The 22,860-nt window shown below is 71.8% G+C and carries 20 protein-coding genes; 12 read left to right on the top strand and 8 right to left on the bottom strand.

Going from position 1 to position 22,860, the window contains the following annotated elements; genetic code table 11:
* Positions 1–2: 2 nt before the first annotated feature.
* Together P5P86_RS13300 and P5P86_RS13295 are read right to left on the bottom strand one after the other, a co-directional pair.
* Positions 3–761 (bottom strand): DNA-formamidopyrimidine glycosylase family protein, encoded by a 759-nt coding sequence (locus P5P86_RS13300; RefSeq protein ID WP_280607920.1) that lies wholly within the window; start codon positions 759–761, stop codon positions 3–5.
* Positions 748–5,295, bottom strand: coding sequence for an Lhr family helicase (locus P5P86_RS13295; protein WP_280607919.1), 4,548 nt, complete (start codon positions 5,293–5,295; stop codon positions 748–750). Before P5P86_RS13295 ends, P5P86_RS13300 begins: the two co-directional genes overlap by 14 nt.
* A gap of 144 nt (positions 5,296–5,439) precedes the next feature.
* On the opposite strand from P5P86_RS13295, the gene P5P86_RS13290 reads away from it, so the two are divergent.
* The 8 genes from P5P86_RS13290 to P5P86_RS13255 all read left to right on the top strand — a co-directional run bounded on the left by P5P86_RS13290 (position 5,440) and on the right by P5P86_RS13255 (position 10,666).
* Positions 5,440–6,015, top strand: a complete 576-nt coding sequence (locus P5P86_RS13290; protein WP_280607918.1) for a DinB family protein — start codon at positions 5,440–5,442, stop codon at positions 6,013–6,015.
* Complete coding sequence (locus P5P86_RS13285) at positions 6,015–6,209, top strand: DUF3046 domain-containing protein (RefSeq protein WP_280607917.1); 195 nt, start codon at positions 6,015–6,017, stop codon at positions 6,207–6,209. Before P5P86_RS13290 ends, P5P86_RS13285 begins: the two co-directional genes overlap by 1 nt.
* A 248-nt stretch (positions 6,210–6,457) precedes the next feature.
* Positions 6,458–7,501: a recombinase RecA gene (gene recA / locus P5P86_RS13280; protein WP_280607916.1), complete on the top strand. Its 1,044-nt coding sequence runs from the start codon at positions 6,458–6,460 to the stop codon at positions 7,499–7,501.
* A gap of 13 nt (positions 7,502–7,514) precedes the next feature.
* On the top strand, positions 7,515–8,156 hold the full coding sequence (locus P5P86_RS13275; protein WP_280607915.1) for a regulatory protein RecX: 642 nt from the start codon (positions 7,515–7,517) through the stop codon (positions 8,154–8,156).
* On the top strand, positions 8,153–8,650 hold the full coding sequence (locus P5P86_RS13270; protein ID WP_280607914.1) for a phosphoribosyltransferase: 498 nt from the start codon (positions 8,153–8,155) through the stop codon (positions 8,648–8,650). Before P5P86_RS13275 ends, P5P86_RS13270 begins: the two co-directional genes overlap by 4 nt.
* The gene (locus tag P5P86_RS13265) at positions 8,650–9,504 is read left to right on the top strand and encodes a PPK2 family polyphosphate kinase (RefSeq protein WP_280607913.1); all 855 of its coding nucleotides are present in this window, start codon (positions 8,650–8,652) and stop codon (positions 9,502–9,504) included. The genes P5P86_RS13270 and P5P86_RS13265 overlap by 1 nt, the downstream gene beginning before the upstream one ends.
* Positions 9,501–10,265, top strand: coding sequence for a HipA family kinase (locus tag P5P86_RS13260; RefSeq protein ID WP_280607912.1), 765 nt, complete (start codon positions 9,501–9,503; stop codon positions 10,263–10,265). Before P5P86_RS13265 ends, P5P86_RS13260 begins: the two co-directional genes overlap by 4 nt.
* Complete coding sequence (locus tag P5P86_RS13255) at positions 10,262–10,666, top strand: DUF3037 domain-containing protein (RefSeq protein ID WP_280607911.1); 405 nt, start codon at positions 10,262–10,264, stop codon at positions 10,664–10,666. The genes P5P86_RS13260 and P5P86_RS13255 overlap by 4 nt, the downstream gene beginning before the upstream one ends.
* On the opposite strand, the gene P5P86_RS13250 is transcribed toward P5P86_RS13255, so the two are convergent.
* From P5P86_RS13250 to P5P86_RS13240, 3 genes are read right to left on the bottom strand one after another with little or no spacing between them, the layout of a single operon-like run.
* Positions 10,663–11,406, bottom strand: a complete 744-nt coding sequence (locus P5P86_RS13250) for a sirohydrochlorin chelatase (RefSeq protein ID WP_280607910.1) — start codon at positions 11,404–11,406, stop codon at positions 10,663–10,665. The genes P5P86_RS13255 and P5P86_RS13250 overlap by 4 nt on opposite strands.
* Positions 11,407–11,446: 40 nt before the next feature.
* Positions 11,447–12,190 carry a phosphoadenylyl-sulfate reductase gene (locus P5P86_RS13245; protein ID WP_280607909.1) on the bottom strand — a complete coding sequence of 248 codons (744 nt, stop codon included), beginning with the start codon at positions 12,188–12,190 and terminating at the stop codon, positions 11,447–11,449.
* Positions 12,187–13,911 (bottom strand): nitrite/sulfite reductase, encoded by a 1,725-nt coding sequence (locus tag P5P86_RS13240; protein WP_280607908.1) that lies wholly within the window; start codon positions 13,909–13,911, stop codon positions 12,187–12,189. The genes P5P86_RS13245 and P5P86_RS13240 overlap by 4 nt, the downstream gene beginning before the upstream one ends.
* 432 nt (positions 13,912–14,343) lie before the next feature.
* Here P5P86_RS13240 and P5P86_RS13235 point away from each other — a divergent pair, with 432 nt between their 5' ends.
* Positions 14,344–15,786: a glycine hydroxymethyltransferase gene (locus tag P5P86_RS13235; protein WP_280607907.1), complete on the top strand. Its 1,443-nt coding sequence runs from the start codon at positions 14,344–14,346 to the stop codon at positions 15,784–15,786.
* A gap of 80 nt (positions 15,787–15,866) precedes the next feature.
* Here P5P86_RS13235 and P5P86_RS13230 read toward each other — a convergent pair whose 3' ends face one another.
* Positions 15,867–17,552 carry an acyl-CoA dehydrogenase family protein gene (locus P5P86_RS13230; protein WP_280607906.1) on the bottom strand — a complete coding sequence of 562 codons (1,686 nt, stop codon included), beginning with the start codon at positions 17,550–17,552 and terminating at the stop codon, positions 15,867–15,869.
* 38 nt (positions 17,553–17,590) lie between these two features.
* Between P5P86_RS13230 and P5P86_RS13225 the strand changes: the two genes are divergently transcribed.
* The gene (locus P5P86_RS13225; protein ID WP_280607905.1) at positions 17,591–18,685 is read left to right on the top strand and encodes a potassium channel family protein; all 1,095 of its coding nucleotides are present in this window, start codon (positions 17,591–17,593) and stop codon (positions 18,683–18,685) included.
* A gap of 131 nt (positions 18,686–18,816) precedes the next feature.
* Here the strand turns inward: P5P86_RS13225 and P5P86_RS13220 are convergent, their stop codons facing one another.
* Both P5P86_RS13220 and P5P86_RS13215 read right to left on the bottom strand, forming a co-directional pair.
* Positions 18,817–19,068 (bottom strand): DUF3263 domain-containing protein, encoded by a 252-nt coding sequence (locus tag P5P86_RS13220; protein ID WP_280607904.1) that lies wholly within the window; start codon positions 19,066–19,068, stop codon positions 18,817–18,819.
* Between the two features lie 47 nt (positions 19,069–19,115).
* Complete coding sequence (locus tag P5P86_RS13215) at positions 19,116–20,504, bottom strand: pyridoxal phosphate-dependent decarboxylase family protein (RefSeq protein ID WP_280607903.1); 1,389 nt, start codon at positions 20,502–20,504, stop codon at positions 19,116–19,118.
* An 87-nt stretch (positions 20,505–20,591) separates the two neighbouring features.
* Here P5P86_RS13215 and P5P86_RS13210 point away from each other — a divergent pair, with 87 nt between their 5' ends.
* Complete coding sequence (locus P5P86_RS13210) at positions 20,592–22,343, top strand: MFS transporter (protein ID WP_280607902.1); 1,752 nt, start codon at positions 20,592–20,594, stop codon at positions 22,341–22,343.
* The gene (locus P5P86_RS13205) at positions 22,340–22,825 is read left to right on the top strand and encodes a MarR family winged helix-turn-helix transcriptional regulator (RefSeq protein WP_280607901.1); all 486 of its coding nucleotides are present in this window, start codon (positions 22,340–22,342) and stop codon (positions 22,823–22,825) included. Before P5P86_RS13210 ends, P5P86_RS13205 begins: the two co-directional genes overlap by 4 nt.
* Positions 22,826–22,860 lie beyond the last annotated feature (35 nt).

The following is a 22,860-nucleotide window of genomic DNA, read 5'->3' as shown; positions in this document are numbered from 1 at the left end:
CCTCAGCTCCGGACCGGCTGGCACGACGGGCAGAAGTACGCCGGTCGCAGCCTGGCCTCCTCGCCCATCTCGATCCGCTGGATCGGGGTGGCACAGCGGGGACAGGTCGCCCGGCCGCGACCGTAGACCGCGTTGACCGGCGGGCGCCGTGCCATCGCCTGGTCGAGCTTGAGGTGCGCGACGCGCAGCATCCGGACCAGATCCGGCACGGCGGCGACGGGTGAGGTGGGGTGCACGCCCATCGTGAAGCAGATCTCGGCCGCCCACATCGTGCCGATCCCAGCCAGATTGCGCTGGTCGCGCAGCGCGTCGAAGATCGGTCGCTCGGGTTGCGCGCGCAGCCGCCGGGCGGCCTCGTTCTCGTCCCAGTCGGGCCCCAGCACGTCGGGACCGAGGTAGGCGAAGGTCTCGAGCTCGTCGGAGCGGTGCAGCAGCTCGACGATGCCGAGCTGGAACCCGACGGCCTGCGCCGTCTCGGTCGTGAGCGCCACCCGGGCCAGGTGCGGAGCCTTCGGCCAGCGCTGCCGTGGCTTGAGGGTGGCCCACGACCCCTCCATCTTGAGGTGGGTGTGCAGCGTCCAGTCGGTGCCGATCCGGGTCAGCAGATGCTTCCCGCGCGCGATCGTGCCCCTCACCTCCTGTCCGGCGAGGTCGACGGTCGCATAGCGCGGCACCCGGAAGTCGGTGCGGGTCAGCACGCCGCCGGTGAGCGTCCTGTCCAGCCGGCGCGCGGTGCGCAGGACGGTGTCACCTTCCGGCATCGCGCACCCCCTCGCGCAGCCGCAGCCCCTTCGGGGTGGCGACGAACCCGGCCAGCTGCAGCGCCTCGCGCAGCGGGGTCCCGCCGGAACCGAGCAGCGGCGCGCCGTCGGCCTTCTCGACGGTCAGCCTGCCCAGCGCCCCGCCACGCACCGCCGTCGCCAGCGCAGCGGTGGCGGCCGCCAGCGGAGCCTCCTCCTCGGTCCACGACAGCAACGTGCGTCCGCCGCGCTCGACGTAGAGGGTGAGGGCGCCGTCGACGAGGAGCACCACCGCGCCGGCCTTGCGGCCCGGCTTGTGACCGGTCGACGCCGATGCGGCGGGTGCACCGGTCCGCTCCTCGTCGGGGTCGGCCGCCTCGCGTGCGGTGGGCCAGGCGAGCGCCGCACCGTACGGGTTGGCCGGGTCGGTAGCGGCCAGGCACACGGCGACCGGCTTGGCCTCGTCGGCGACCGCGCCGAACGTGCGCAGCCGGTCGACGGCTCCCGCGGTGCCGAACTGGGCGGCGCCGAGCCCCTCCACGAAGTAGCCGCGACGGCAGCGCCCGGACTCCTCGAAGGCGGAGAGCACCTTGTAGACCGCCGCGAATCCACCGGGCACGCGCTCGGCCGTGACGGCGCCACGGGTCACCACGCCGTGGCGGTCGAGCAGGCGCTCGGCGGCCGCATGGGCACGGCGGGTCGGGTCGGTGTCGAGCTCGGGCAGCAGCGTCCAACGGCCCGACGTCTCGGGCGGCCCGGTGCGGACCGGCATCCGGGGTCGCCCGCCGGCGAGGCGGGTGCGTGGCGGCGGTCGCCTGCTGCGATGCGCCGGCGTACCGGTGCGGGTCAGGGCGCGCAGCGGCGCGAGCGTGTCGTTGCCGACGCGTCCGGACCAGACCAGCTCCCAGAGCGCGGCGCTGAGCGCGGCGTCGTTCTGCGAGCCCACGGCGTCGGAGAGCTGCCGGAAGAACCAGGCGCCGCCCGGTGCCAGTGCGTCCAGGAGCCGCTGGGCGAGCTCGCTGTGCTCGAAGGGCTGCGGATCGGGCAGGGTCAGGTCGGCGTTGTCGGCGAGGTGCAGCGAGACCCAGCCGTCGCTGCCCGGCAGCGCGCCGTGGCCGGCCCAGAGCACCTCGCCCGAGGCGGTCAGCTCGTCGAGGTACGCCGGCTCGTAGTCACGCACCCGCGAGGCGAGCACGAGCGACTCCAGCGCGCTGGCCGGCACCGGAGCCCCGGCGAGCTGCTCGACGGCGCTCAGCACGCCGTCGACGCCGCGCAGTCCGCGTCCGGTACCCGTCGAGGCGACCTGTTGCCAGGCCGGCAGGAAGCGGGCCAGGGTGGTCGGCTCCACCGGCTCGATCTCGTGCCGCAGCCGCGCCAGGGAGCGGCGCCGCAGGGAGCGCAGCACGTCGGCGTCACACCACTCGGCGCCGGTCCCGCCGGGACGGAACTCGCCGTCGAGTACGCGGCCTCGACCGGCCAGTCGCTGCAGCGTGTGGCGCACGACGGCCACCCCCACGCCCAGCCGGTCGGCCACCTGCTCGGCGGTGAACGGGCCGTGCGTGCGGGCGAACCGGGAGACCAGGTCGCCCACCGGGTCCTCGACGGGCTCGGCGAACGTGGCGGGCGTTCCCGGCGGGACCGGTACGCCGAGGCCGTCGCGCAGCCTGCCCACGTCCTCGACGACCGCCCACCGTGCCTCGCCGGCCATGCGCACCTCGACGAGCCGGCGCTGGTCGCGCAGCGTCTCCAGCCAGTCGCCGATCGGTGCCTCGGGCGTGCAGCGCTCGCGTACCTCCGCGGTGCTCAGCGGGCCGATCAGCCGCACGAGGTCGGCCACGCCCTCGGCGTCGCGGGCGCGGCGCTCGGGCGCGGTGCGCTGCAGCTCCGTCTCCACCTCGGCGAGCACGTCCGGGTCGAGCAGCTCGCGCAGCTCGGCGCGGCCGAGCAGCTCGGCGAGCAGACCCTGGTCGAGCGAGAGCGCTGCAGCCCGGCGCTCGGCGATCGGCGAGTCGCCCTCGTACATGAACTGCGCGACGTAGCCGAACAGGAGGCTGCGTGCGTACGGCGAGGGCTGGCTGGTGGCCACGTCGACCACCTGGACCTCGCGCCGCTCGATCCGGCCGAGCAGGCCGACCAGGGCGGGCAGGTCGTAGACGTCGCGCAGGCATTCGCGCACCGCCTCCAAGACGATGGGGAAGCTGGGGTACTGGGCGGCCACCTCGAGCAGCGCGGCGGCCCGCTGGCGCTGCTGCCACAGCGGCGATCGCCGACCCGGGTCGCGCCGGGGGAGCAGCAGGGCGCGGGCGGCGCACTCGCGGAACCGGGAGGCGAACAGCGCGGAGCCACCCACCTCGGTGGTCACCAGGTCCTCGATCTCGTCGGCGCCGAACACGACCACGTCGCCGCCCGGCGGCTCCGCCTCGGTGTCGGGGATACGCACGACGATGCCGTCGTCGGAGGCGACGGCCTGCCCGTCGACGCCGTACCGCTCCCGCAGCCGGGCGTTGATCGCCAACGCCCAGGGGGCGTGCACGGGGGTGCCGTAGGGACTGTGCAGCACCAGCCGCCAGTCGCCCAGCTCGTCGCGGAACCGCTCCACCACGATGCTGGTGTCGCTGGGCAGGACGCGGGTCGCCTCCAGCTGCTCGTGGAGGTAGCCGACCAGGTTGCCCGCCGCCCACGCGTCCAGGCCGTTCGCCATCACCCGATCCGTGGCCTTGGCCGCCGGCAGGGCAGCCAGCTCGCGGGTGAAGCCGCCGATCGCGGCGCCGAGCTCGGCCGGTCTGCCGAGGGCGTCGCCCTTCCAGAACGGCAGCCGCCCCGGGATCCCGGGTGCGGGGGAGACCAGCACCCGGTCGTGGGTGATGTCCTCGATCCGCCAGCTGGTGGCGCCGAGCGCGAAGATGTCGCCGACGCGCGACTCATAGACCATCTCCTCGTCGAGCTCGCCGACCCGCTTGCCGGCCGCCGACTCACCGACCAGGTAGACGCCGAACAGGCCACGGTCCGGGATGGTGCCGCCGCTGGTGACGGCCAGGCGCTGGGCACCGGGTCGCCCGGTGAGGGTGCCGGCGACGCGGTCCCACACGATGCGCGGGCGCAGCTCGGCGAACTCGTCGGAGGGGTAGCGTCCGGCCAAGAGGTCCAAGGTGGCGTCGTAGGCGCTGCGGGGCAGCCCGGTGAAGGGTGCGGACCGGCGGACCAGGTCGTAGAGCTCGTCCACGTGCCAGGCGTCGAGAGCGGTGGCGGCGACGACCTGCTGGGCCAGCACGTCCAGAGGGTTGGCCGGTACGGCGAGGGCCTCGATCGCGCCCGATCGCATCCGCTCGACAGCGACGGCGGTCTGGGCCAGGTCGCCGCGGTGCTTGGGGAAGAGCACGCCGCGGGAGACCTCTCCGACCTGGTGGCCGGCCCGGCCCACCCGCTGCAGGGCGCTGGCGACGCTCGGGGGCGACTCGATCTGCACCACCAGGTCGACCGCACCCATGTCGATGCCCAGCTCGAGGCTGCTGGTCGCCACCACCGCGGGCAGCCGGCCGCGCTTGAGGTCGTCCTCGATCAGCGCCCGCTGCTCCTTCGACACCGAGCCGTGGTGCGCCTTCGCTATCACCGTCGGCTCGCCGAGGCGCTCGCTGGCGAGCTCGTTGAGGCGGCCGGTCAGCCGCTCGGCGAGCCGGCGGGAGTTGGCGAAGACGATGGTCGACCGGTGCTCGGCGATGAGGTCGGTGACGCGCTCCTCGACGTGGGGCCAGATCGAGGTGGCCCGCTGCGGGTCGGTGTCCGACCCCTCGTCGTACTCCTCCGGAGCGGTCATGTCCTCCACCGGCACCACGACGCGCAGGTCCCACTCCTTGGCCGAGGGCGGCGCGACGATCTCGACGGGCGCGGAGCCGCCGAGGAATCGGGCGACCTCCTCGAGCGGGCGGACGGTGGCGGAGAGCCCCACCCGCTGGGCCGGTGTGTCCAGCAGCGCGTCGAGCCGCTCCAGGCTGAGGGCGAGATGGGCGCCGCGCTTGGTGCCGGCGACGGCGTGTACCTCGTCGATGATCACCGTCTCGACGCTGCGCAGCACCTCCCGCGCCTGGCTGGTGAGCATCAGGAAGAGCGACTCGGGGGTCGTGATCAGGATGTCGGGCGGTGTGGTGCTCAGCCGGCGACGGTCCGCGGCGGGGGTGTCGCCGGAGCGGACGCCGACCCGCAGCTCGGGCACCTCGATGCCCAGGCGCGCAGCCGTATGGCCGATGCCTGCCAGCGGGGCGCGGAGGTTGCGCTCGACGTCGACGGCCAGTGCCTTGAGCGGCGAGATGTAGAGGACCCGACAGCGCTCGGTCTTCTCCGGCACCGGCCGGGTCAGGAGGCGGTCCAACGACCAGAGGAAGGCGCTGAGCGTCTTGCCGGAGCCGGTGGGCGCCACCACCAGGGCGTGACGGCCGGCGCCGATCGCCTGCCAGGCGCCGGCCTGGGCGGGTGTGGGGGCGGCGAAGGCGGCGGTGAACCACTCGCGGGTGGGCGCGCTGAACCCGCCCAGCGCATCGTGGACGAGCCGCTCCGACATGCGGTCCATCCAACCAGCCGACCGGAAACCTCGTGCGGCAGCCGCGACCAACCAGGCGGGGCCCGTGGGGCTTCCGGGAGGCCCGGCCGCGTCGTCCCCGGGCGGTCCTCCCGGCCGCCGGCGGGGCCGTGTCAGAGTGGAGGCATGACCGACGCCGCCGACACCGCGCCCGAGGGTCTCTCCGATGAGACGATCGAGCCCGACACCAAGGACTGGACCTGGGTGCTCAACGAGACCTGCCCGGAGTGCGGATACGAGGCGTGGTCGATGACGGTGGACCGGTTCGCCCCGATCGTGCGGGACAACGCGACCGTGTGGGAGCGGCTCCTGGCCGACGAGGGCGCGCGCCGCCGGCCGCGGCCCGACGCCTGGTCCCCGCTCGAGTACGGCGCCCACGTCCGCGACGTGCACCTGGTCTTCGCCGAGCGGATCCGGCTGATGCTGGCCGAGGACGAGCCCCGGTTCGCCAACTGGGACCAGGACGCCACGGCGCGGGAGAAGGCCTACCACCTCGCCGACCCGGCCGTGGTCGCCACCGAGCTGCTCGAGGCGGCCACGGCCGTCGCCGACCTCTACGAGACAGTCCCGCCGGACGCGTGGAGCCGCCGGGGGCTGCGCTCCAACGGCAGCGAGTTCTCCGTCGAGACGCTGGGGCGCTACCACCTGCACGACGTGGTGCACCACCGCTGGGACGTCGACGGCACCGGCTGGGGAGCCTGATGCGTCATACCGAGTTCTGGTCGCGGATGGAGGCGGCCCTCGGGCCGGGCTACGCGGGCGTCTGGGCCTCGCAGTACGTGCTCGCCGCGCTGGACGGTCACACGGCCCAGGAGGCGCTCGCCGCGGGCTATGCGCCCAAGGAGGTCTGGGCCGCCGTCTGGGAGGCGCTGCAGCTGCCGCCCTCGCAGCGTTGAGACGGCGGCCGGCCTCAACCCCAGGGCCGCGACGACCCGCGACGACGCGCGACACGCCGGTCCCGCTTGGGTTGCTCGAACAGATGTTCGGGCTAGATTGATCCACAGGTGACGCTGCGAGCAACCTTCTCCACAGGTCCGATGCGGAAACTGTCGGTGGCTCCGTCTAGCGTCCAGCCTTGATGACGAGGACACGAGCAAACGCGACGAAGACGGCGGGCCCCAAGGCCCCGCAGGGAAGGACCATCATGGCTGGTGGAGACCGCGACAAGGCCCTCGAGCTGGCGCTCGCAGGCATCGAGAAGCAATACGGCAAAGGCTCGGTCATGCGGCTGGGCGACGACTCCCGCGCACCGCTGGAGGTGATCCCGACCGGTGCGATCTCGCTCGACGTCGCGCTCGGCATCGGGGGGCTCCCGCGGGGTCGTGTGGTGGAGATCTACGGTCCGGAGTCCTCCGGTAAGACGACCGTCGCGTTGCACGCGGTCGCCAACGCCCAGCGCAACGGCGGCATCGTGGCGTTCATCGACGCCGAGCACGCCCTCGACCCCGAGTACGCCAAGGCGCTCGGCGTCGACACCGATGCGCTGCTGGTCAGCCAGCCCGACTCCGGTGAGCAGGCGCTGGAGATCGCCGACATGCTGATCCGTTCCGGCGCGCTCGACCTCATCGTCATCGACTCCGTGGCAGCTCTGGTGCCGCGCGCCGAGATCGAGGGCGAGATGGGCGACAGCCACGTCGGCCTGCAGGCGCGCCTGATGTCGCAGGCGCTGCGCAAGATGACCGGCGCGCTCAACCAGTCCAAGACCACCGCGATCTTCATCAACCAGCTGCGCGAGAAGATCGGCGTCATGTTCGGCTCGCCCGAGACCACCACCGGTGGCCGCGCGCTGAAGTTCTACGCCTCGGTCCGCCTGGACGTGCGCCGCATCGAGACGCTCAAGGACGGCACCGACATGGTCGGCAACCGCACGCGCGTCAAGGTCGTGAAGAACAAGGTCGCCCCGCCGTTCAAGCAGGCCGAGTTCGACATCATGTACGGCAAGGGCATCAGCCGCGAGGGCGGCCTGATCGACGTCGGTGTCGACGCCGGTCTGATCCGCAAGGCCGGTGCCTGGTTCACCTACGAGGGCGACCAGCTCGGCCAGGGCAAGGAGAACGCACGCACCTTCCTCAAGGACAATCCCGACCTCGCCAACGAGCTCGAGAAGAAGATCCTGGAGAAGCTGGGCGTGGGCGCCACGGTCGACGAGGCCCCGCTGGCCGAGCCGGTCGGTGTCGACGACTTCTGAGCCCCGGCCCTCGATGAGCGAGGCGTGGCCGTCCGATCCGCCGGAGTGGCTCGGAGACGTCTCGGCCGGGGTGGAGGCGTGGACGCGCCGCTCCGCCCCGGCCGGATCGGCCCGACCGGGGCGAGCGGCCGGTGAGGAGGCCGAGCCGGTCGACGAGGTCGCCCGTGGCCCCGAGGCGGATCCGGAGTCGGTCGCACGCAAGATCCTGCTCGACCAGCTGACCGGTCAGGCGCGCAGTCGCCAGGAGCTCGCGGACAAGCTCGCCAAGAAGCTCGTGCCCGACGAGATCGCCGCCACGCTGCTCGATCGGTTCGAGGAGGTCGGGCTGATCGACGACGCCGCCTTCGCCCGACTGTGGATCGACAGCCGCCAGGGCAGCAAGGGCCTTGCCCGGCGAGCCCTCGCGCAGGAGCTGCGGCGCAAGGGCATCGCCGACGACGTCGCCCGCGAGGCACTCGACGAGGTCGATCCTGCCGACGAGGAGGCGGCCGCGCGCTCGCTCGTGCGGCGCAAGCTCCGCACGATGAGCCGCCTGGACGAGACCACCAAGGTCCGTCGGCTGCTCGGGATGCTGGCCCGCAAGGGCTACTCGTCGAGCCTGGCGATGAGCGTGATCCGCAGCGAGATCGCAGACGTGCCAGAATCCGACGCGTGAGTGCACGCGAGCGCGAAGTCCTGAGCTACGAGTTGTTCGGCACGGCTGTGCGAGAGCTCGCCCAGCAGGTGGTCGACTCCGGTTACGAGCCGGACATGGTGCTGTCCATCGCCCGCGGCGGTCTCGGCCTCGGCATGGGCCTGGGCTACGCCCTGGACATCAAGAACCTGTCGGCCGTCAACGTCGAGTTCTACACCGGCGTCGGCGAGACCCTCGACGTGCCGATGATGCTGCCGCCCACGCCGGCGGCGATCGACCTGACCGGCCTGAAGGTCCTCATCGCCGACGACGTCGCCGACTCGGGCAAGACGCTCGAGGTCGTGCGCGCGTTCTGCGCCGGCCACGTCGCCGAGGCGCGCACCGCGGTGATCTACGAGAAGCCGTGGACGATCATCCACCCCGAGTACGTGTGGCGGCGTACCGACCGGTGGATCGACTTCCCCTGGTCGGCGCTGCCGCCGCTGGTGGATCGGCACGGCGGGATCGGGCACTGATGAGCCTCCTCGAGGATCTGCGGGTGCCACGCGGTCGCGTCGAGCTGTCGTCCTACTCCACCCGCGCGACGCCCGGCGTCCACGGCGGCAAGAAGCGCGGCCATCGCGCGCTGTTCGACCTCGGCGCCGAGCTGATGGAGCTGCAGACGAAGCTCTACGCCCAGCGTGAAGCCGTCGGCGCGCGGCGCCTTCTGCTCGTGCTCCAGGGCATGGACACCTCCGGCAAGGGTGGCGTCCTCAAGCACACGGTCGGCCTGGTCGACCCGGTCGGCGTCCGGATCACCTCCTTCAAGGCGCCGACCGAGGAGGAGCGCGCCCACGACTTCCTGTGGCGGATCGAGAAGGCGGTCCCCGGGCCCGGCTATCTCGGGGTGTTCGACCGGTCGCACTACGAGGATGTCCTGATCGGCCGGGTGCGCTCGCTCGCCCCGATGACGGAGATCGAGCGCCGCTACGACGCGATCAACGGCTTCGAGCGCCGACTCGTCGAGGAGGGGACCACGATCGTGAAGTGCTTCCTCCACATCTCGCCCGCCGAGCAGAAGGAGCGCCTGCTCGCGCGGCTCGACGATCCGACGAAGCACTGGAAGTACAACCCCGGGGATGTCGACGAGCGCCAGCTGTGGACCGACTACGCCCGGGCCTACGAGATCGCGCTGGAGCGCACGAACACCGACATCGCTCCCTGGTACGTCGTGCCCAGCGACCGCAAGTGGTACCGCAACCTGGCCATCGGCGAGCTGCTGCGTGAGTCCCTGAAGGACCTCCACCTCGGCTGGCCACCCGCCGACTTCGACGTCGCAGCCGAGCGCAGGCGGCTGATGGACGACACCATCGGCGAGGCGGGCGCGTGAGCCTGCCGCGCGTCACTGTCACCCGCTACGTCACACCGCTCCGCGAGGGCGGCAGCCTGCCCGGGATCGTGGAGGCCGACGACCTCGGCACCTACGTCTGCAAGTTCCGTGGCGCTGGTCAGGGCCTGCGGGTGCTGGTCGCGGAGGTGATCGTCGCCGGCCTGGCCCGGACCCTCGAGATCGCGACCCCGGACCAGGTGGTGCTCGACCTCGACGCGGAGATCGCGCGCTACGAGGCCGACGAGGAGGTCCAGGACCTGATCAACGCCAGCAGCGGCCTCAACCTCGGCATCGACTTCCTGCCCGGTGCGTTCGGGTACGACGCGGCGTGCGAGCCGGAGCCCGGCCTCGCCGGTCGGATCGTGTGGCTCGACGCGCTGACGGCCAACGTCGACCGCAGCTGGCGCAACCCCAACCTGCTGGTGTGGGGCGGCACGGTGCAGGCGATCGACCACGGTGCCTCGCTCTACTTCCACCACTCCTGGCCCGGCGGGGTGGGCAGCCCGGACCGGTTCGCCGCCCAGCCCTACGACCTCTCCGAGCACGTCCTGAAGGATCACGCCGTCAGCGCCGCCGAGCAGGCGCCGGCACTGCGCGAGCGACTGGACGCCGCCGCGCTGACGAAGGTCGTCGACGACGTGCCGGACGAATGGCTGGAGCCTGTCCCGGGCGCGGCGACGCCGGCCGAGCTCCGGGCCCACTACGTGGAGTTCCTCCGCGCCCGGCTCGCGGGCCCTCGGCCGTGGGAGCCGACCGCATGAGCCCCTACCAGTACGTCGCGCTGCGCTGCGTGCCCCGCGTGGAGCGTGAGGAGTTCGTCAACGTGGGGGTGGTGCTCTACTGCCCCGAGGCCAGGTTCCTCGCCTCCGCGTCGCGGGTCGACCCGTCCCGGCTCGCCGCGTTCGCCCCGGGCCTGGACCTGGTGGCGGTGCACTCGGCGCTGGCAGCGATCGACATGGTCTGTCGTGGCGAGGCGCCCGGCGGCGGCGGTGAGCGGGCGACCGCCTACGGCGTGCGGGTGCTCGCCGACACGCAGAGCAGTCGGTTCGGCTTCCTGAAGGCGCCGCGCAGCACCGTGATCCAGCCCGGGCCCGTGCACGGTGGCGTCACGGCCGATCCGGCGACCGAGCTCGAGCGGCTGCTCGACCGGCTGGTCCCCTAGACCGGGACCAGCTCGACCGCTCCCACCGCGTAGCGCGCCAGCACGGTGCGGGCCACCTCGGGGTGGGCCCCCAGCGGAGCCGACACCGCCACGGCGCCGGCCTCGTAGGCCAGCTCGGCGGCCCGGTCGACCAGGCTGCCCGGGGCGAGGAAGAGCGAGGCCACGGCGATGTGCCGGCGTCCCTCGGCGCGGAAGGCGCGCACCGCCTCACCGGTGGCCGGCGGCGCGGAGGAGGCGTACGCAGCGGTCACGGGCAGCTTGTGGTGCGAGCCCCAGATCCGCGCCAGCCGGGCGACGGCCTGGTTGGCCAGCGGGTCCGAGGAGCCGGCGGCCGCCAGCACCAGCGCGTCCAGCTCGCGGACGCGCTGGGCGCTCAGCGCGGTGCGCAGGCGCTCGTCGAGCACCTCGAGGAAGCACGCCTCCAGACCGAGGATGGCGGTCGCGCGGATCTTGACGGCCGGGTGCTTGGCGCCGACCTCGGCGATGGCCGAGGGGACGTCGACCTTGGCGTGGTAGGCCTCGGTCAGCAGCAACGGTACGACGACGATCTCGTCGTACCCCGCCTTCACCAGCCGGTCGACGACCGTGGGGAAGGACGGCTTCGACAGGTCGAGGAACGCGGCCTCGATGCGGAGGTCGGGCCGCTGCGCCCGGACCTCCGCGACGAGGGCGTCGATGGTGGCGGCCGAACGGGGGTCACGGCTTCCGTGAGCGAGCGCCACCAGGGCAGGAGCAGCCATCAGCGGTCTCCCTTCGTGGTCGTAACGGGGTTGATGCGGATCATGTGTGGATGCCGCACTCGGTCTTGTTGGTGCCCGCCCAGCGTCCGCTGCGCGGGTCGTCGCCGGGCGCGACGCGTCGGGTGCAGGGCGCGCACCCGATCGAGGGGTAGCCGTCGTAGACGAGCGGGTTGACGAGCACGCCGTTCTCGGCGATGTAGCGGTCGACCTGCTCGTCGGACCAGCGCGCGATCGGGGAGACCTTGACCTTCTGCTTCTTGGCGTCCCACCCGATCACCGGCGCGATCACGCGGTTGTGGGTCTCCGCGCGGCGCAGGCCGGTGGCCCAGGCGTCGTACTGGGCCAGGCCCTCGGCCAGCGGCTTGACCTTGCGCAGCGCGCAGCACAGGTCGGGGTCGCGGGCGTAGAGGTCCTTGCCGTACTCGGCGTCCTGCTCGGCGACCGTCTGCACCGGCGTGATCGTCAGCAGGTTCACCGGCAGCGTCGCCTCGACCGCGTCGCGGGTGCCGATGGTCTCGATGAAGTGGTAGCCGGTGTCCAGGAAGACCACGTCGACCCCGGGGACCACCTTGGCGGCCAGGTGGGCGAGCACCGCGTCACCCATCGAGGAGGTGACGCAGAAGCGCTCGCCGAAGGTGGCGGCCGCCCACTCGATGATCACCTCGGCCGGTGCGAGCTCGAGCTCGGCTCCCCAGTGGGAGACGATCTCGCGCAGCTCCTCGGGCGTGCGGTTGTCGGTGTGCGCACCGCGGTTGGCGCGTGCTGCGGCTGTCAGGAGACTCATGAGCGCGCGACCTCCAGTGCCTTGTCGCCGCGCAGCAGCGCCTCGTCGGCATGCTCGATCCAGTCGGCGAAGCTCTCGCCGGCGGTGCGGTCGCGCAGGTAGTTGCGCACCACTGTCTCGACGTAGTCGTCGAGGCCGGCGCTGGTCACCTTGTGCGCACGCAGCTTGCGCCCGAACCGGGTGATCTCGCCGATGCCGCCGCCGAGGTGCACCTGGAAGCCCTCCACCTGTCGGCCGTCGTCGTCGAGCACGAGCTGACCCTTGAGCCCGATGTCGGCGACCTGGCTGCGCGCGCAGGAGTTGGGGCAGCCGTTGACGTTGACGGTGATCGGTACGTCGAGGTCCGGAAGGCGCTGCTCCAGCGACGCGATCAGGTCGGCCGCGCGCTGCTTGGTCTCCACGATCGCGAGCTTGCAGAACTCGATGCCGGTGCAGGCCATCGTGGAGCGGCGCCAGTTCGACGGGTTGGCCTGCAGGCCGATCGTCTCCAGGTCCGCGACCAGGGCGTCGACCTGGTCGGCCTCGACGCCGAGCACGACCAGCTTCTGGTAGGAGGTCAGCCGGGCGCCGGCGGCGCCGTACTGCTCCAGCAGGTCGGCCAGGCCGGTGAGCAGGGCACCGTTGACCCGGCCGACGACCGGCGCCAGGCCGATGTAGAACTTGCCGTCCTTCTGCTCGTGGACGCCGATGTGGTCACCGGGACGCGTGGCCGCCTCGGGGGAGGGGTTGGAGAGCAGCTTCCGCTCGAGGTACTCGTTCTCGAGGACCTCGCGGAACTTGTCGTTGCCCCAGTCGGCGACGAGGAACTTCAGCCGGGCCTTCGAGCGCAGCCGGCGGTAGCCGTAGTCGCGGAAGATGGAGGCCACGCCGGCCCACACGTCGGGGACCTCGTCGATCGGGATCCACACGCCGAGCCGCTGGGCGAACATCGGGTTGGTCGACAGGCCGCCGCCGACCCACAGGTCGAAGCCCGGGCCGTGCTCGGGGTGCTCGACGCCGACGAACGCGACGTCGTTGACCTCGGGCGCGCCGTCGAGGCTCGGGTGTCCGCTGACCGAGGTCTTGAACTTGCGCGGGAAGTTGGAGAACTCCGGGTTGTTCAGGAACCGGCGCTTGATCTCGACCATGGCGGGGGTGCCGTCGATGATCTCGTCCTTGGCGACGCCGGCGACCGGCGAGCCGAGGAAGGGACGGGGGCTGTCGCCGCAGGCCTCGATGGTGTCGAGACCGACCGCCTCGAGCCGCTCCCAGATCTCGGGGACCTTCTCGATCTCGACCCAGTGCAGCTGGATGTTCTGCCGGTCGGTGATGTCGGCGGTGCCGCGCGCGAAGTCGGTCGAGATGCCGCCGAGGGCGCGGATGGCCTCGGGGGAGAGCAGGGCGCCGTCGGTGCGGATCCGCATCATGAAGAAGCGGTCGTCCAGCTCCTCCTCCTCCAGGGCACCCGTCTTGCCGCCGTCGATGCCGGGCTTGCGCTGGGTGTAGAGGCCCATCCAGCGGAACCGGCCGCGCAGGTCGGCGGGATCGATCGAGTCGAAGCCGCGCTTGGAGTAGGTGTAGAGGATCCGGTCGCGGACGTTGAGCGGGTCGTCGTCCTTCTTGGACTGCTCGTTCTTGTTGAGCGGCTCGGTGTAGCCGAGCGCCCACTGACCCTCGCCCCGCTTGGGACGCGGGATCTCGGTCTGGGCGGCGGTCTTCGCCGTGAAGCGCAGGTCGGGCATCGGTGTCAGAGTTCCTAGCGTTCGAAGACACGCGTCACGATGGAGCCCCGGGTGGGATGGGTGGGACTGTCCTCGCGATCGCGCGCCCGTGGTTTGTCGATCGGGCGGCGGGCCAACGGGCTCGTACCGGGCGGAAGACGCCGGCGGTGCGGAGCGTTGGTGTCAGCGAGGCCAACAGATCATGCTGCGCATACGCCCGAAGTCCACGTGGCGACGGACCACGAGGTGCTTGTGGGTTGCGGCGGAGACCATGTCAAGGAGTCTCACTGCTCGGACGGGGTTGCCACAAGGGCGCATCCCATATAGCGAGACCTCAGTCCGCGATATGAACACGTCTGCACGCTCGGAGCGGGCCGTTGTGGCCCACGTCACCCTGGGCGGCCGCTACCGCGAGTCGGCGCGATCCGCCTCCGTGTCACTAGGATCAGCACCATGGCTGACCTCTCGTCCCTGACCAGCTCCGCGTATCAGCAGGCCCTCGAGGTGATCGCCTCGGTCGAGCCCCGGGTCGCCGAGGCCACCCGCAAGGAGCTGGCCGACCAGCGTGCCTCGCTCAAGCTGATCGCGTCGGAGAACTACGCCTCGCCGGCAGTGCTCATGACGATGGGCACCTGGTTCAGCGACAAGTACGCCGAGGGCACGGTCGGCCACCGCTTCTACGCCGGTTGCCAGAACGTCGACACCGTGGAGGCCCTCGCCGCTGAGCACGCCCGCGAGCTGTTCGGCGCGGAGTACGCCTACGTGCAGCCGCACTCGGGCATCGACGCCAACCTGACGGCGTACTGGGCGATCCTGGCGCACCGCGTGGAGGGTCCCTGGCTGCAGGACGCCGGGGTGAAGAACATGAACGACCTCACCGAGGCCGACTGGGAGAGGCTGCGGTCCGAGCTCGGCAACCAGCGCCTCCTCGGCATGTCGCTCGACGCTGGCGGACACCTCACCCACGGCTTCCGGCCGAACATCTCGGGCAAGATGTTCCACCAGAACCAGTACGGCACCGACCCGGAGTCCGGGCTGATCGACTACGACGCCGTGCGTGCGAAGGCCAAGGAGTTCAAGCCGCTGATCCTGGTGGCGGGCTACTCCGCCTACCCGCGTCGGGTGGACTTCGCCAAGATGCGCGAGATCGCCGACGAGGTCGGCGCCACCCTGATGGTGGACATGGCGCACTTCGCCGGACTCGTCGCGGGCAAGGTCTTCACCGGCGACGAGGACCCGATCCCGCACGCCCACGTCGTCACCTCCACCTCGCACAAGTCGCTGCGCGGCCCGCGCGGCGGCTTCATCCTGGCGACGGAGGAGTACGCCCCGAGCGTGGACCGCGGCTGCCCGATGGTGCTGGGCGGCCCGTTGTCGCACGTGATGGCCGCCAAGGCCGTCGCCTTCGCCGAGGCGCGCCAGGACTCGTTCCGCACCTACGCGCAGAACATCGCGGACAACGCCCAGTCGCTGGCGGCGGGCTTCCTCGAGCGTGGCGCGAAGCTGGTCACCGGCGGTACCGACAACCACCTGGTGCTCCTCGACGTCAGCTCGTTCGGCCTCACCGGCCGCCAGGCCGAGTCGGCCCTGCTCGACGCGGGTGTCGTGACCAACCGCAACTCGGTCCCGGCCGACCCGAACGGCGCCTGGTACACCTCCGGCGTCCGCCTCGGCACGCCCGCCCTGACCACCCGCGGCTTCGGGCACGACGAGTTCGACAAGGTCGCCGAGCTGATCGTCGACGTCCTGAAGAACACCGAGCCCGGTACGACGAAGGCCGGCGAGCCCTCCAAGGCGTCCTACGTGCTCGGCGACGGTGTCGCGGAGCGGACCCGGGCCGCCAGCGCGGAGCTGCTCGAGCGGCACCCGCTCTACCCGGGCCTCGACCTGGCCTGAGCGGGCCGCGTCGGCCGTCCGCCGAGCGTGCCGAGGCGTCTCGAGCACGCTCGGCGAGGGCCGTCCAGCGCGCCGACCGGCTAGGAGAGCGTCGGCGTGGTCCGCTGGACCAGGGCGGCGAGGTCGCCGCCGGCGAGCATCCCGTACGTGCCGTCGTGGCCGGCGCCGAGTCGCGACGCACAGAACGCGTCGGCCACCTCGGCCGGTGCGTGCCGGACCAGCAGCGAGCCCTGCAGCACGGCCGCCATCCGCCCGGCCAGCCGACGGGCGGAGCTCTCCAGCTCGTCGGGGGAGCCCATCAGCGTGCCCAGCAGGGCAAGCAGGTCCTCGATGGCCCGGTCGAAGTCCGCGTTCGCACCGCGGGCGCTGCCCACCTCGGCGAGGTAGGCGTCCAGCGCCTCCGGCTCGCGCGAGAGCGCCCGCAGGACGTCCAGCGCGTTGACGTTGCCCGAGCCCTCCCATACCGAGTTCAGCGGCGCCTCCCGGTAGAGCAGTGGCAGTCCGGACTCCTCGACATAGCCGTTCCCGCCCAGGCACTCCAGCGCCTCGGCCACCATGCCCGGCGTGCGCTTGCAGACCCAGAACTTGGCCAGCGGCAGGGCGAGCCGGCGCAGGGCTGCCTCGGCCGGGTCGTCGGCCCGGTCGACCGCGGCGGCCAACCGCAGCGCGAGCGCCGTCGCTGCCTCCGACTCGAGGGCGAGGTCGGCGATCACGTTGCGCATCAGCGGCTTGTCGGCGAGCCGGGACCCGAAGGCCGAGCGGTGCGCCACGTGCCAGGACGCCTCGGCGACGGCCTTGCGCATCAGCGACGCCGATCCCAGCACGCAGTCCAGACGGGTGGCGGCCACCATCTCGATGATCGTGCGGACGCCGCGGCCCTCCTCGCCGAGACGGCGCACCAGGGTGCCGTCGAACTCCAGCTCGGAGGAGGCGTTCGACCTGTTGCCCAGCTTGTCCTTGAGCCGTACGACGTCGAGTCGGTTCGCGGAGCCGTCCGGCAACACGCGCGGCATCACGAAGCAGGTCAGACCTCCGGGCGCCTGGGCCAGCACCAGGAACACGTCGTTCATCGGCGCGGAGGTGAACCACTTGTGGCCGTAGAGGGCGTACTCACCCTCGACGCCTGTCGGGCGCGCAAGGGTGAGGTTCGCGCGGACGTCGGAGCCGCCCTGCTTCTCCGTCATGCCCATGCCGGCGAGCACGCCGAGCTTCGCCGAGGCGGGCCGCAGACCGGGGTCGTAGCGGAGCGAGGCCAGCAGCGGCGCCCACTCCGCGGCCAGCGCTGCGTCGGCGCGCAGGGCGGGCACCGCGGCGTACGTCATCGAGATCGGGCAGCCGTGGCCCGGCTCCGTCTGCGACCACGCCAGGAAGCCCGCCGCACGGCGCAGGTGAGCGTGCGCGTCGCCGTCCTGCTGCCGCTCCCAGGGCGCCGCGGCGAGGCCGTGCCCGACGGCGCGCTCCATCAGCCAGTGCCAGGAGGGATGGAAGGTCACCTCGTCGACCCGGTTGCCGTAGCGGTCGTAGTTGACCAGCACGGGGGAGTGCTGGTTGGCGAGCAGGCCGTGCTCGCGCGCGTCGGCGGTGCCGGCCTCCGCGCCGAGCGCGAGCAGGGTGTCCAGTACGCCGGCGTCACCGTGCCGCAGGACCGCCTCGCGCAGCGCCGCGTCGCTCGTCACCACGTTGTGGCCGACCAGCGGCGGGGCCTGGTTGGTGACGGAGCGGAGGTCGGTGCGGGAGGGAACCGTGCCCGGGAGCGTGGATGCCATGGACGAGAGCCTAGAGCGCAGCGCGATAGATTGCGCTCGTGTCCGATGTGGAGAGTGTGCACCAGGGTCGTGCGCGAGGGCGGGTGTCGCTTCCCGAGCGCTACCGGTCGCCGTGGTGGCACCTGATGCGGCGGATCCTCATCGGCGTGGCCATCCTCGCCGTCGTGGTGCTGCTCGTGTACCTCCAGCGGGACGGCTACCAGGACGGCAACGACCCGGTCGGGCAGGTGAGCCTCCTGGACTCGTTCTACTACTCCGCCACGACGCTGAGCACGACCGGCTTCGGGGACATCGCCCCCGCCACGGACGCGGCGCGCCTGGTGAACGCGCTGGTCGTGACGCCGTTGCGGATCGCCTTCTTGATCCTGCTCATCACCACCACGATGGAGATCCTGGCGTTCCGTCGCCGGGACGTGTTCCGGATCGCACGCTGGAGGAAGAACATGAGCAACCACGTCGTGGTCGTCGGCTACGGGACCAAGGGGCGCAGCGCCGTGCAGACGCTGGTCAACAACGGCCAGGACCGGGACCGGATCGTGATCGTCGACCCGGCGGCCTCGGCGCTGCAGGAGGCGCACGCCGACGGGCTCGCGGTCGTGACGGGCGATGCCACCCGCCGCGACGTGCTGCAGCGCGCGGGCGTCGAGCGGGCGCAGCAGGTCATCATCACGACCGACCGCGACGACTCCAACGTCCTGGCCACGCTCACCGTGCGCCAGCTCAACCCGGAGGCATGGATCGTCGCCTCGGCCCGGGAGCAGGAGAACGCCCCGCTGATGAAGCAGTCGGGTGCGAACTCGGTGATCACCAGCTCCGACGCGGTCGGACGCCTGCTGGGTCTCTCGTCGCTGAGTCCGACCCTCGGCTCGGTGATGGAGGACCTGCTGACCTACGGCGAGGGTCTCGAGGTGGCCGAACGCGGCCTGCTGGTGAACGAGGTGGGCAAGCAGCCCCAGCAGCTGCCCGACCAGGTGATCGCCGTCGTGCGCGACGAGAAGGTCTTCCGCTACTTCGACCCGGTGGTCACCCAGCTCGCCCGCGGCGACCGGCTCGTGGTGGTCCGCCCCGCCAAGGAGCTGCCGTGGGCACCGCGCCCGGGCACGCATGACGAGGACCTGGCGTACGACTCCTGAAATGAGCTGAACCGCTGGCGTCTCGGGTCACCAGCGGTTCAACGAATGAAACATTAACCGGCCCGCGGGCGCCTGTCACCGTCCCAGGGCGAAGATCACCCGAGAGGACCGGGTGATCTAGCCCGAACGGGCTAGCCCCGGGCCCGCCGTACCGAGCGGGCGCGCTGCCGGGCAAGACGTTGGCGGCGGAGCCGGCGCACCAGCAGGGGGTCCTGCTCCAGCGCTTCCGGACGGTCGATCAGCTCGCCCAGGAGCCGGTAGTAGTGGGCAGCGCTCAGGTCGAACCGCTCGCGGATGGCCGTCTCCTTGGCGCCGCCGGCCGACCACCAGGACCGCTCGAAGGTCAGGATCTCGCTCTCGCGCTGACTCAAGGCACCGGACATGCCGGCCATTCTCGCAGGCCGTCGGCGGTGGGGCTCCGACGCCTCGCTCAGCGCATCGATGCGAGCACCAGCTCGATGTCGGCCAGCGTCGTCATCGGGTTCACCACCGCGATCCGGGTGCACACCTGGCCGTGGTGCCGCGTCGGGGTCACGAAGGCGGTGCCCTCGCGCAGCAGTCGTGCGCTCCACTGCGCGTAGTCGTCGGCGGACCAGCCCACCCGCTCGAAGATCAGCACACTCAGATCCGGCTCGACCAGGAGCCGCAGGTGGTCGGCCCGGTCGATCATCCGGCGGGCGTCGGCGGCCATGGCGAGGGTGTGCTCGATCGCCGCGCGGTAGGCGTCGGTGCCGTGCACGGCCAGCGAGAACCAGAACGGCAGGCCGCGCGCGCGGCGGCTGAGCTGGACGGCGAAGTCGCTGGGATTCCACTCGCCCTCCACGTTGACCGGGTCGAGGTAGCCCGCCTTCTGGGTGTGCGCGGCGCGGGCCAGCACCGGGTCGCGGTAGAGCAGCGCGCAGGCGTCGAAGGGCGCGTAGAGCCACTTGTGCGGATCGACGATGAAGGAGTCGGCACGCTCGACGCCGTCGAACAGGTGCCTGACCGAGGGCGCGGCGAGCGCAGCCCCGCCGTACGCGCCGTCGACGTGGAGCCACCATCCGTGTTGCTCGCAGACGTCGGCGATCCCGGCGATGTCATCGACCACGCCGACGTTGGTGGTGCCGGCGGTGGCGACCACGGCGAAGACCGCATCCAGCTCCTCGGCGGAGGCATCGGCCGCCCACGCCGCGACGGCGGCGCCGGTGACGCGCCCGCGCTCGTCACCGGGGACGACGACCACGTCGACGTCCATCACCGACTCCAGGGAGTGCTTGACCGAGGAATGGGTCTCGTCACTGAGCAGCACGGCCCAGCGGACGGGCCGACTGCCGCGGCGGTGCTGGGCGGCCGATCGGGCCGCCACGAGCGCCGAGAGGTTGCCGGAGGTGCCGCCCTGCACGAACACCCCTCCCGCCTCCTCGGGCAGGCCGGCGAGATCGGCGAGCCAGCGCAACGCCTGGTTCTCGGCGTAGACCGCACCCGACCCCTCCAGCCAGCTGCCGCCGTACACGCTGGAGGCTCCGATGAGCATGTCGAAGGCAGCCGCCGCCTTGGTGGGTGCGCTGGGGATGAAGGCCAGGTAGCCGTGGAAGTCGGTCGAGATGCAGGCACGGGAGAGCACCTCGTCCCAGAGCTCGACGGCTGCGTCGGCACCGATGCCGGCGTCGGTCACCGTCTGGCCGGCGGCCGCCTGCAGCGCCTCGAAGGTGCTCGCACCGTCGAGCGGGACGGGATCGCACAGCCGGGCGATGCTCAGGTCGGCCAGTGCTCGGGTCAGCTTCTCGGTCGCCGGTCCGGAGCGGTGCATCCGGGTGGCGTCGGTCAGGTCCCTTTCCATGCTGGGCAGCCTAGGCCACCCCACCGGAGCCGGGCCCGGGAGCGGCCGCGGCAATTTAGTTAGCAGAAGTGAAGTAATATGGCCCGAGTGACCTCATCCTCGAGCCAGCGCGGCTGGATCGCTGCCGACCACCCGTCGTACCGCTGGGTGGCCTTGTCCAACACCACCCTCGGGATCCTGATCGCCACGATCAACAGCTCGATCGTGATCATCTCGCTGCCGGCGATCTTCAAGGGGATCAAGGTCGATCCGCTGGGTGCTGGCAACGTCAGCTACCTGCTCTGGATGATCATGGGCTTCCTGGTCGTCTCGGCGGTGCTGGTGGTGATGCTGGGCCGGCTCGGGGATATGTACGGCCGGGTGAAGATCTACAACCTCGGCTTCGTGGTGTTCTCGATCGCCTCGGTCTACCTCTCCCTCGATCCGTTCACCGGCGGGGCGGGCGCCCTGTGGCTGATCGTCGGGCGCGTCATCCAGGGTGTCGGTGGGGCGATGCTCTTCGCCAACTCCACGGCGATCCTCACCGACGCCTTCCCGGCCGCTCAGCGCGGGATGGCGCTGGGCATCAACAACGTCGCCGCGGTGGCCGGCTCGTTCATCGGGCTGATCGTGGGTGGCGTGCTCTCCGAGATCGACTGGCGGCTGGTCTTCTGGGTTTCGGTGCCGATCGGGGTGCTCGGGACGGTGTGGTCCTACAAGTCGCTGCACGAGACCGGCGTCCGGCGCGAAGGCAGTCTCGACCTCCCGGGCAACCTCACCTTCGGGATCGGGCTGACAGCGATCCTGGTCGCCATCACCTACGGCATCCAGCCGTACGGCGACCACACCATGGGCTGGACCAATCCCTGGGTCCTCGCCGGCATCATCGGCGGTGCCGCCCTGCTGGCGCTCTTCTGCTGGATCGAGACCCGGGTGGCCGATCCCATGTTCGCGATGAGCCTGTTCAAGATCCGGCCGTTCTGGGCCGGCAACCTCGCCGGGCTGCTCTCCTCGATCGCGCGCGGCGGGATGCAGTTCATGCTGATCATCTGGCTCCAGGGCATCTGGCTGCCGCTGCACGGCTACTCCTACGCCGACACCCCGCTGTGGGCGGGCATCTACCTGCTGCCGCTGACCATCGGCTTCCTCGTCGCCGGGCCGATCGCGGGGGTCCTCTCCGACCGGTTCGGCGCGCGCCTGTTCGCGACCGGCGGGATGCTGCTCGTCGCGGCGACGTTCATCGGGTTCCTGCTCATTCCGGTGAGCTTCGACTACTGGGAGTTCGCGCTGCTCCTGCTGCTCAACGGTCTGGCCTCGGGCCTGTTCGCGGCGCCGAACGTCTCCGCGATCATGAACTCCGTGCCCGCCAACCAGCGTGGTGCCGCCTCCGGCATGCGCGGCACCTTCTTCAACGCCGGCTCCTCGCTGTCGATCGGCGTGTTCTTCTCGCTGATGATCGCCGGTCTGGCGGCCAAGCTGCCGACCTCGCTGACCGGGGGGCTGCAGGCGCACGGCGTCTCCGACCAGGCCGCGACGGCGGCCGGGCAGCTCCCGCCGGTGGCGTCGCTGTTCGCCTCGTTCCTCGGGTTCAACCCGATCCAGACGATCCTCGACCAGCTCCAGCAGGCCGGTATCCCGCTCGGCTCGCCCGACGTCACGACACTGACCGGCAAGAAGTTCTTCCCCCAGCTGATGTCGGAGCCCTTCCACCACGGCCTGATCGTGGTGTTCGGCGCCGCGGCCGGCATGTGCGTGCTCGCCGCGGTCGCATCGTTCTTCGCCGGCGGCAAGTACGTCCACCAGGACGAGCCGGTGGGCGCCGAGGCGACCGCCGGCACTGCGTCGCCGGAGCAGGAGTGAGCGGCCGCCACGGCAGGCCGGCCGACGTGCCCGGGGACCTGCCCGGGGACCTGCCCGGGGACCTGCCCGGGGACCTGTACGTCGCGCTCGGTCGGCTGGTGCGCTCGCTGCGACGCGAGCAGGGCGACGCCCCGCTCTCGGTCGGGCTGTTCAGCGCGATGCGGCAGCTGGCCGATCACGGCCCGATGCGTGCCACCGCCCTGGCCGAGGCCGAGGGCATCGCCGGTGCGTCGATGACGCGGGTGCTCAACGCGCTGGAGGACCGCGGTCTGGTGCTGCGCGCACCCGACCCGCACGACGGCCGCGCGCTGCTCGTGCGGCTCTCCGCCGAGGGCAGGCGGGTGGTGACCGAGGGGTCGGGGGTCCGGATCGCGGCCCTGCGTCGGCGCATCGGAGCCTTGTCCGCCGACGAGCGGGCCGCCCTCGCCGCGGCACTACCGGCGCTGTTGCGGCTCGAGGAGCCGGTCGACGGGTTGGGGTAGTCCGGGGCGCAAATCAGGGGTGATCGCCGAAGATC

Origin of the sequence: Nocardioides sp. BP30 (assembly GCF_029873215.1) — a bacterium.
In the GTDB taxonomy this organism is placed as follows: domain Bacteria; phylum Actinomycetota; class Actinomycetes; order Propionibacteriales; family Nocardioidaceae; genus Nocardioides.
This window is presented reverse-complemented; position numbering and strand designations above follow the sequence as displayed.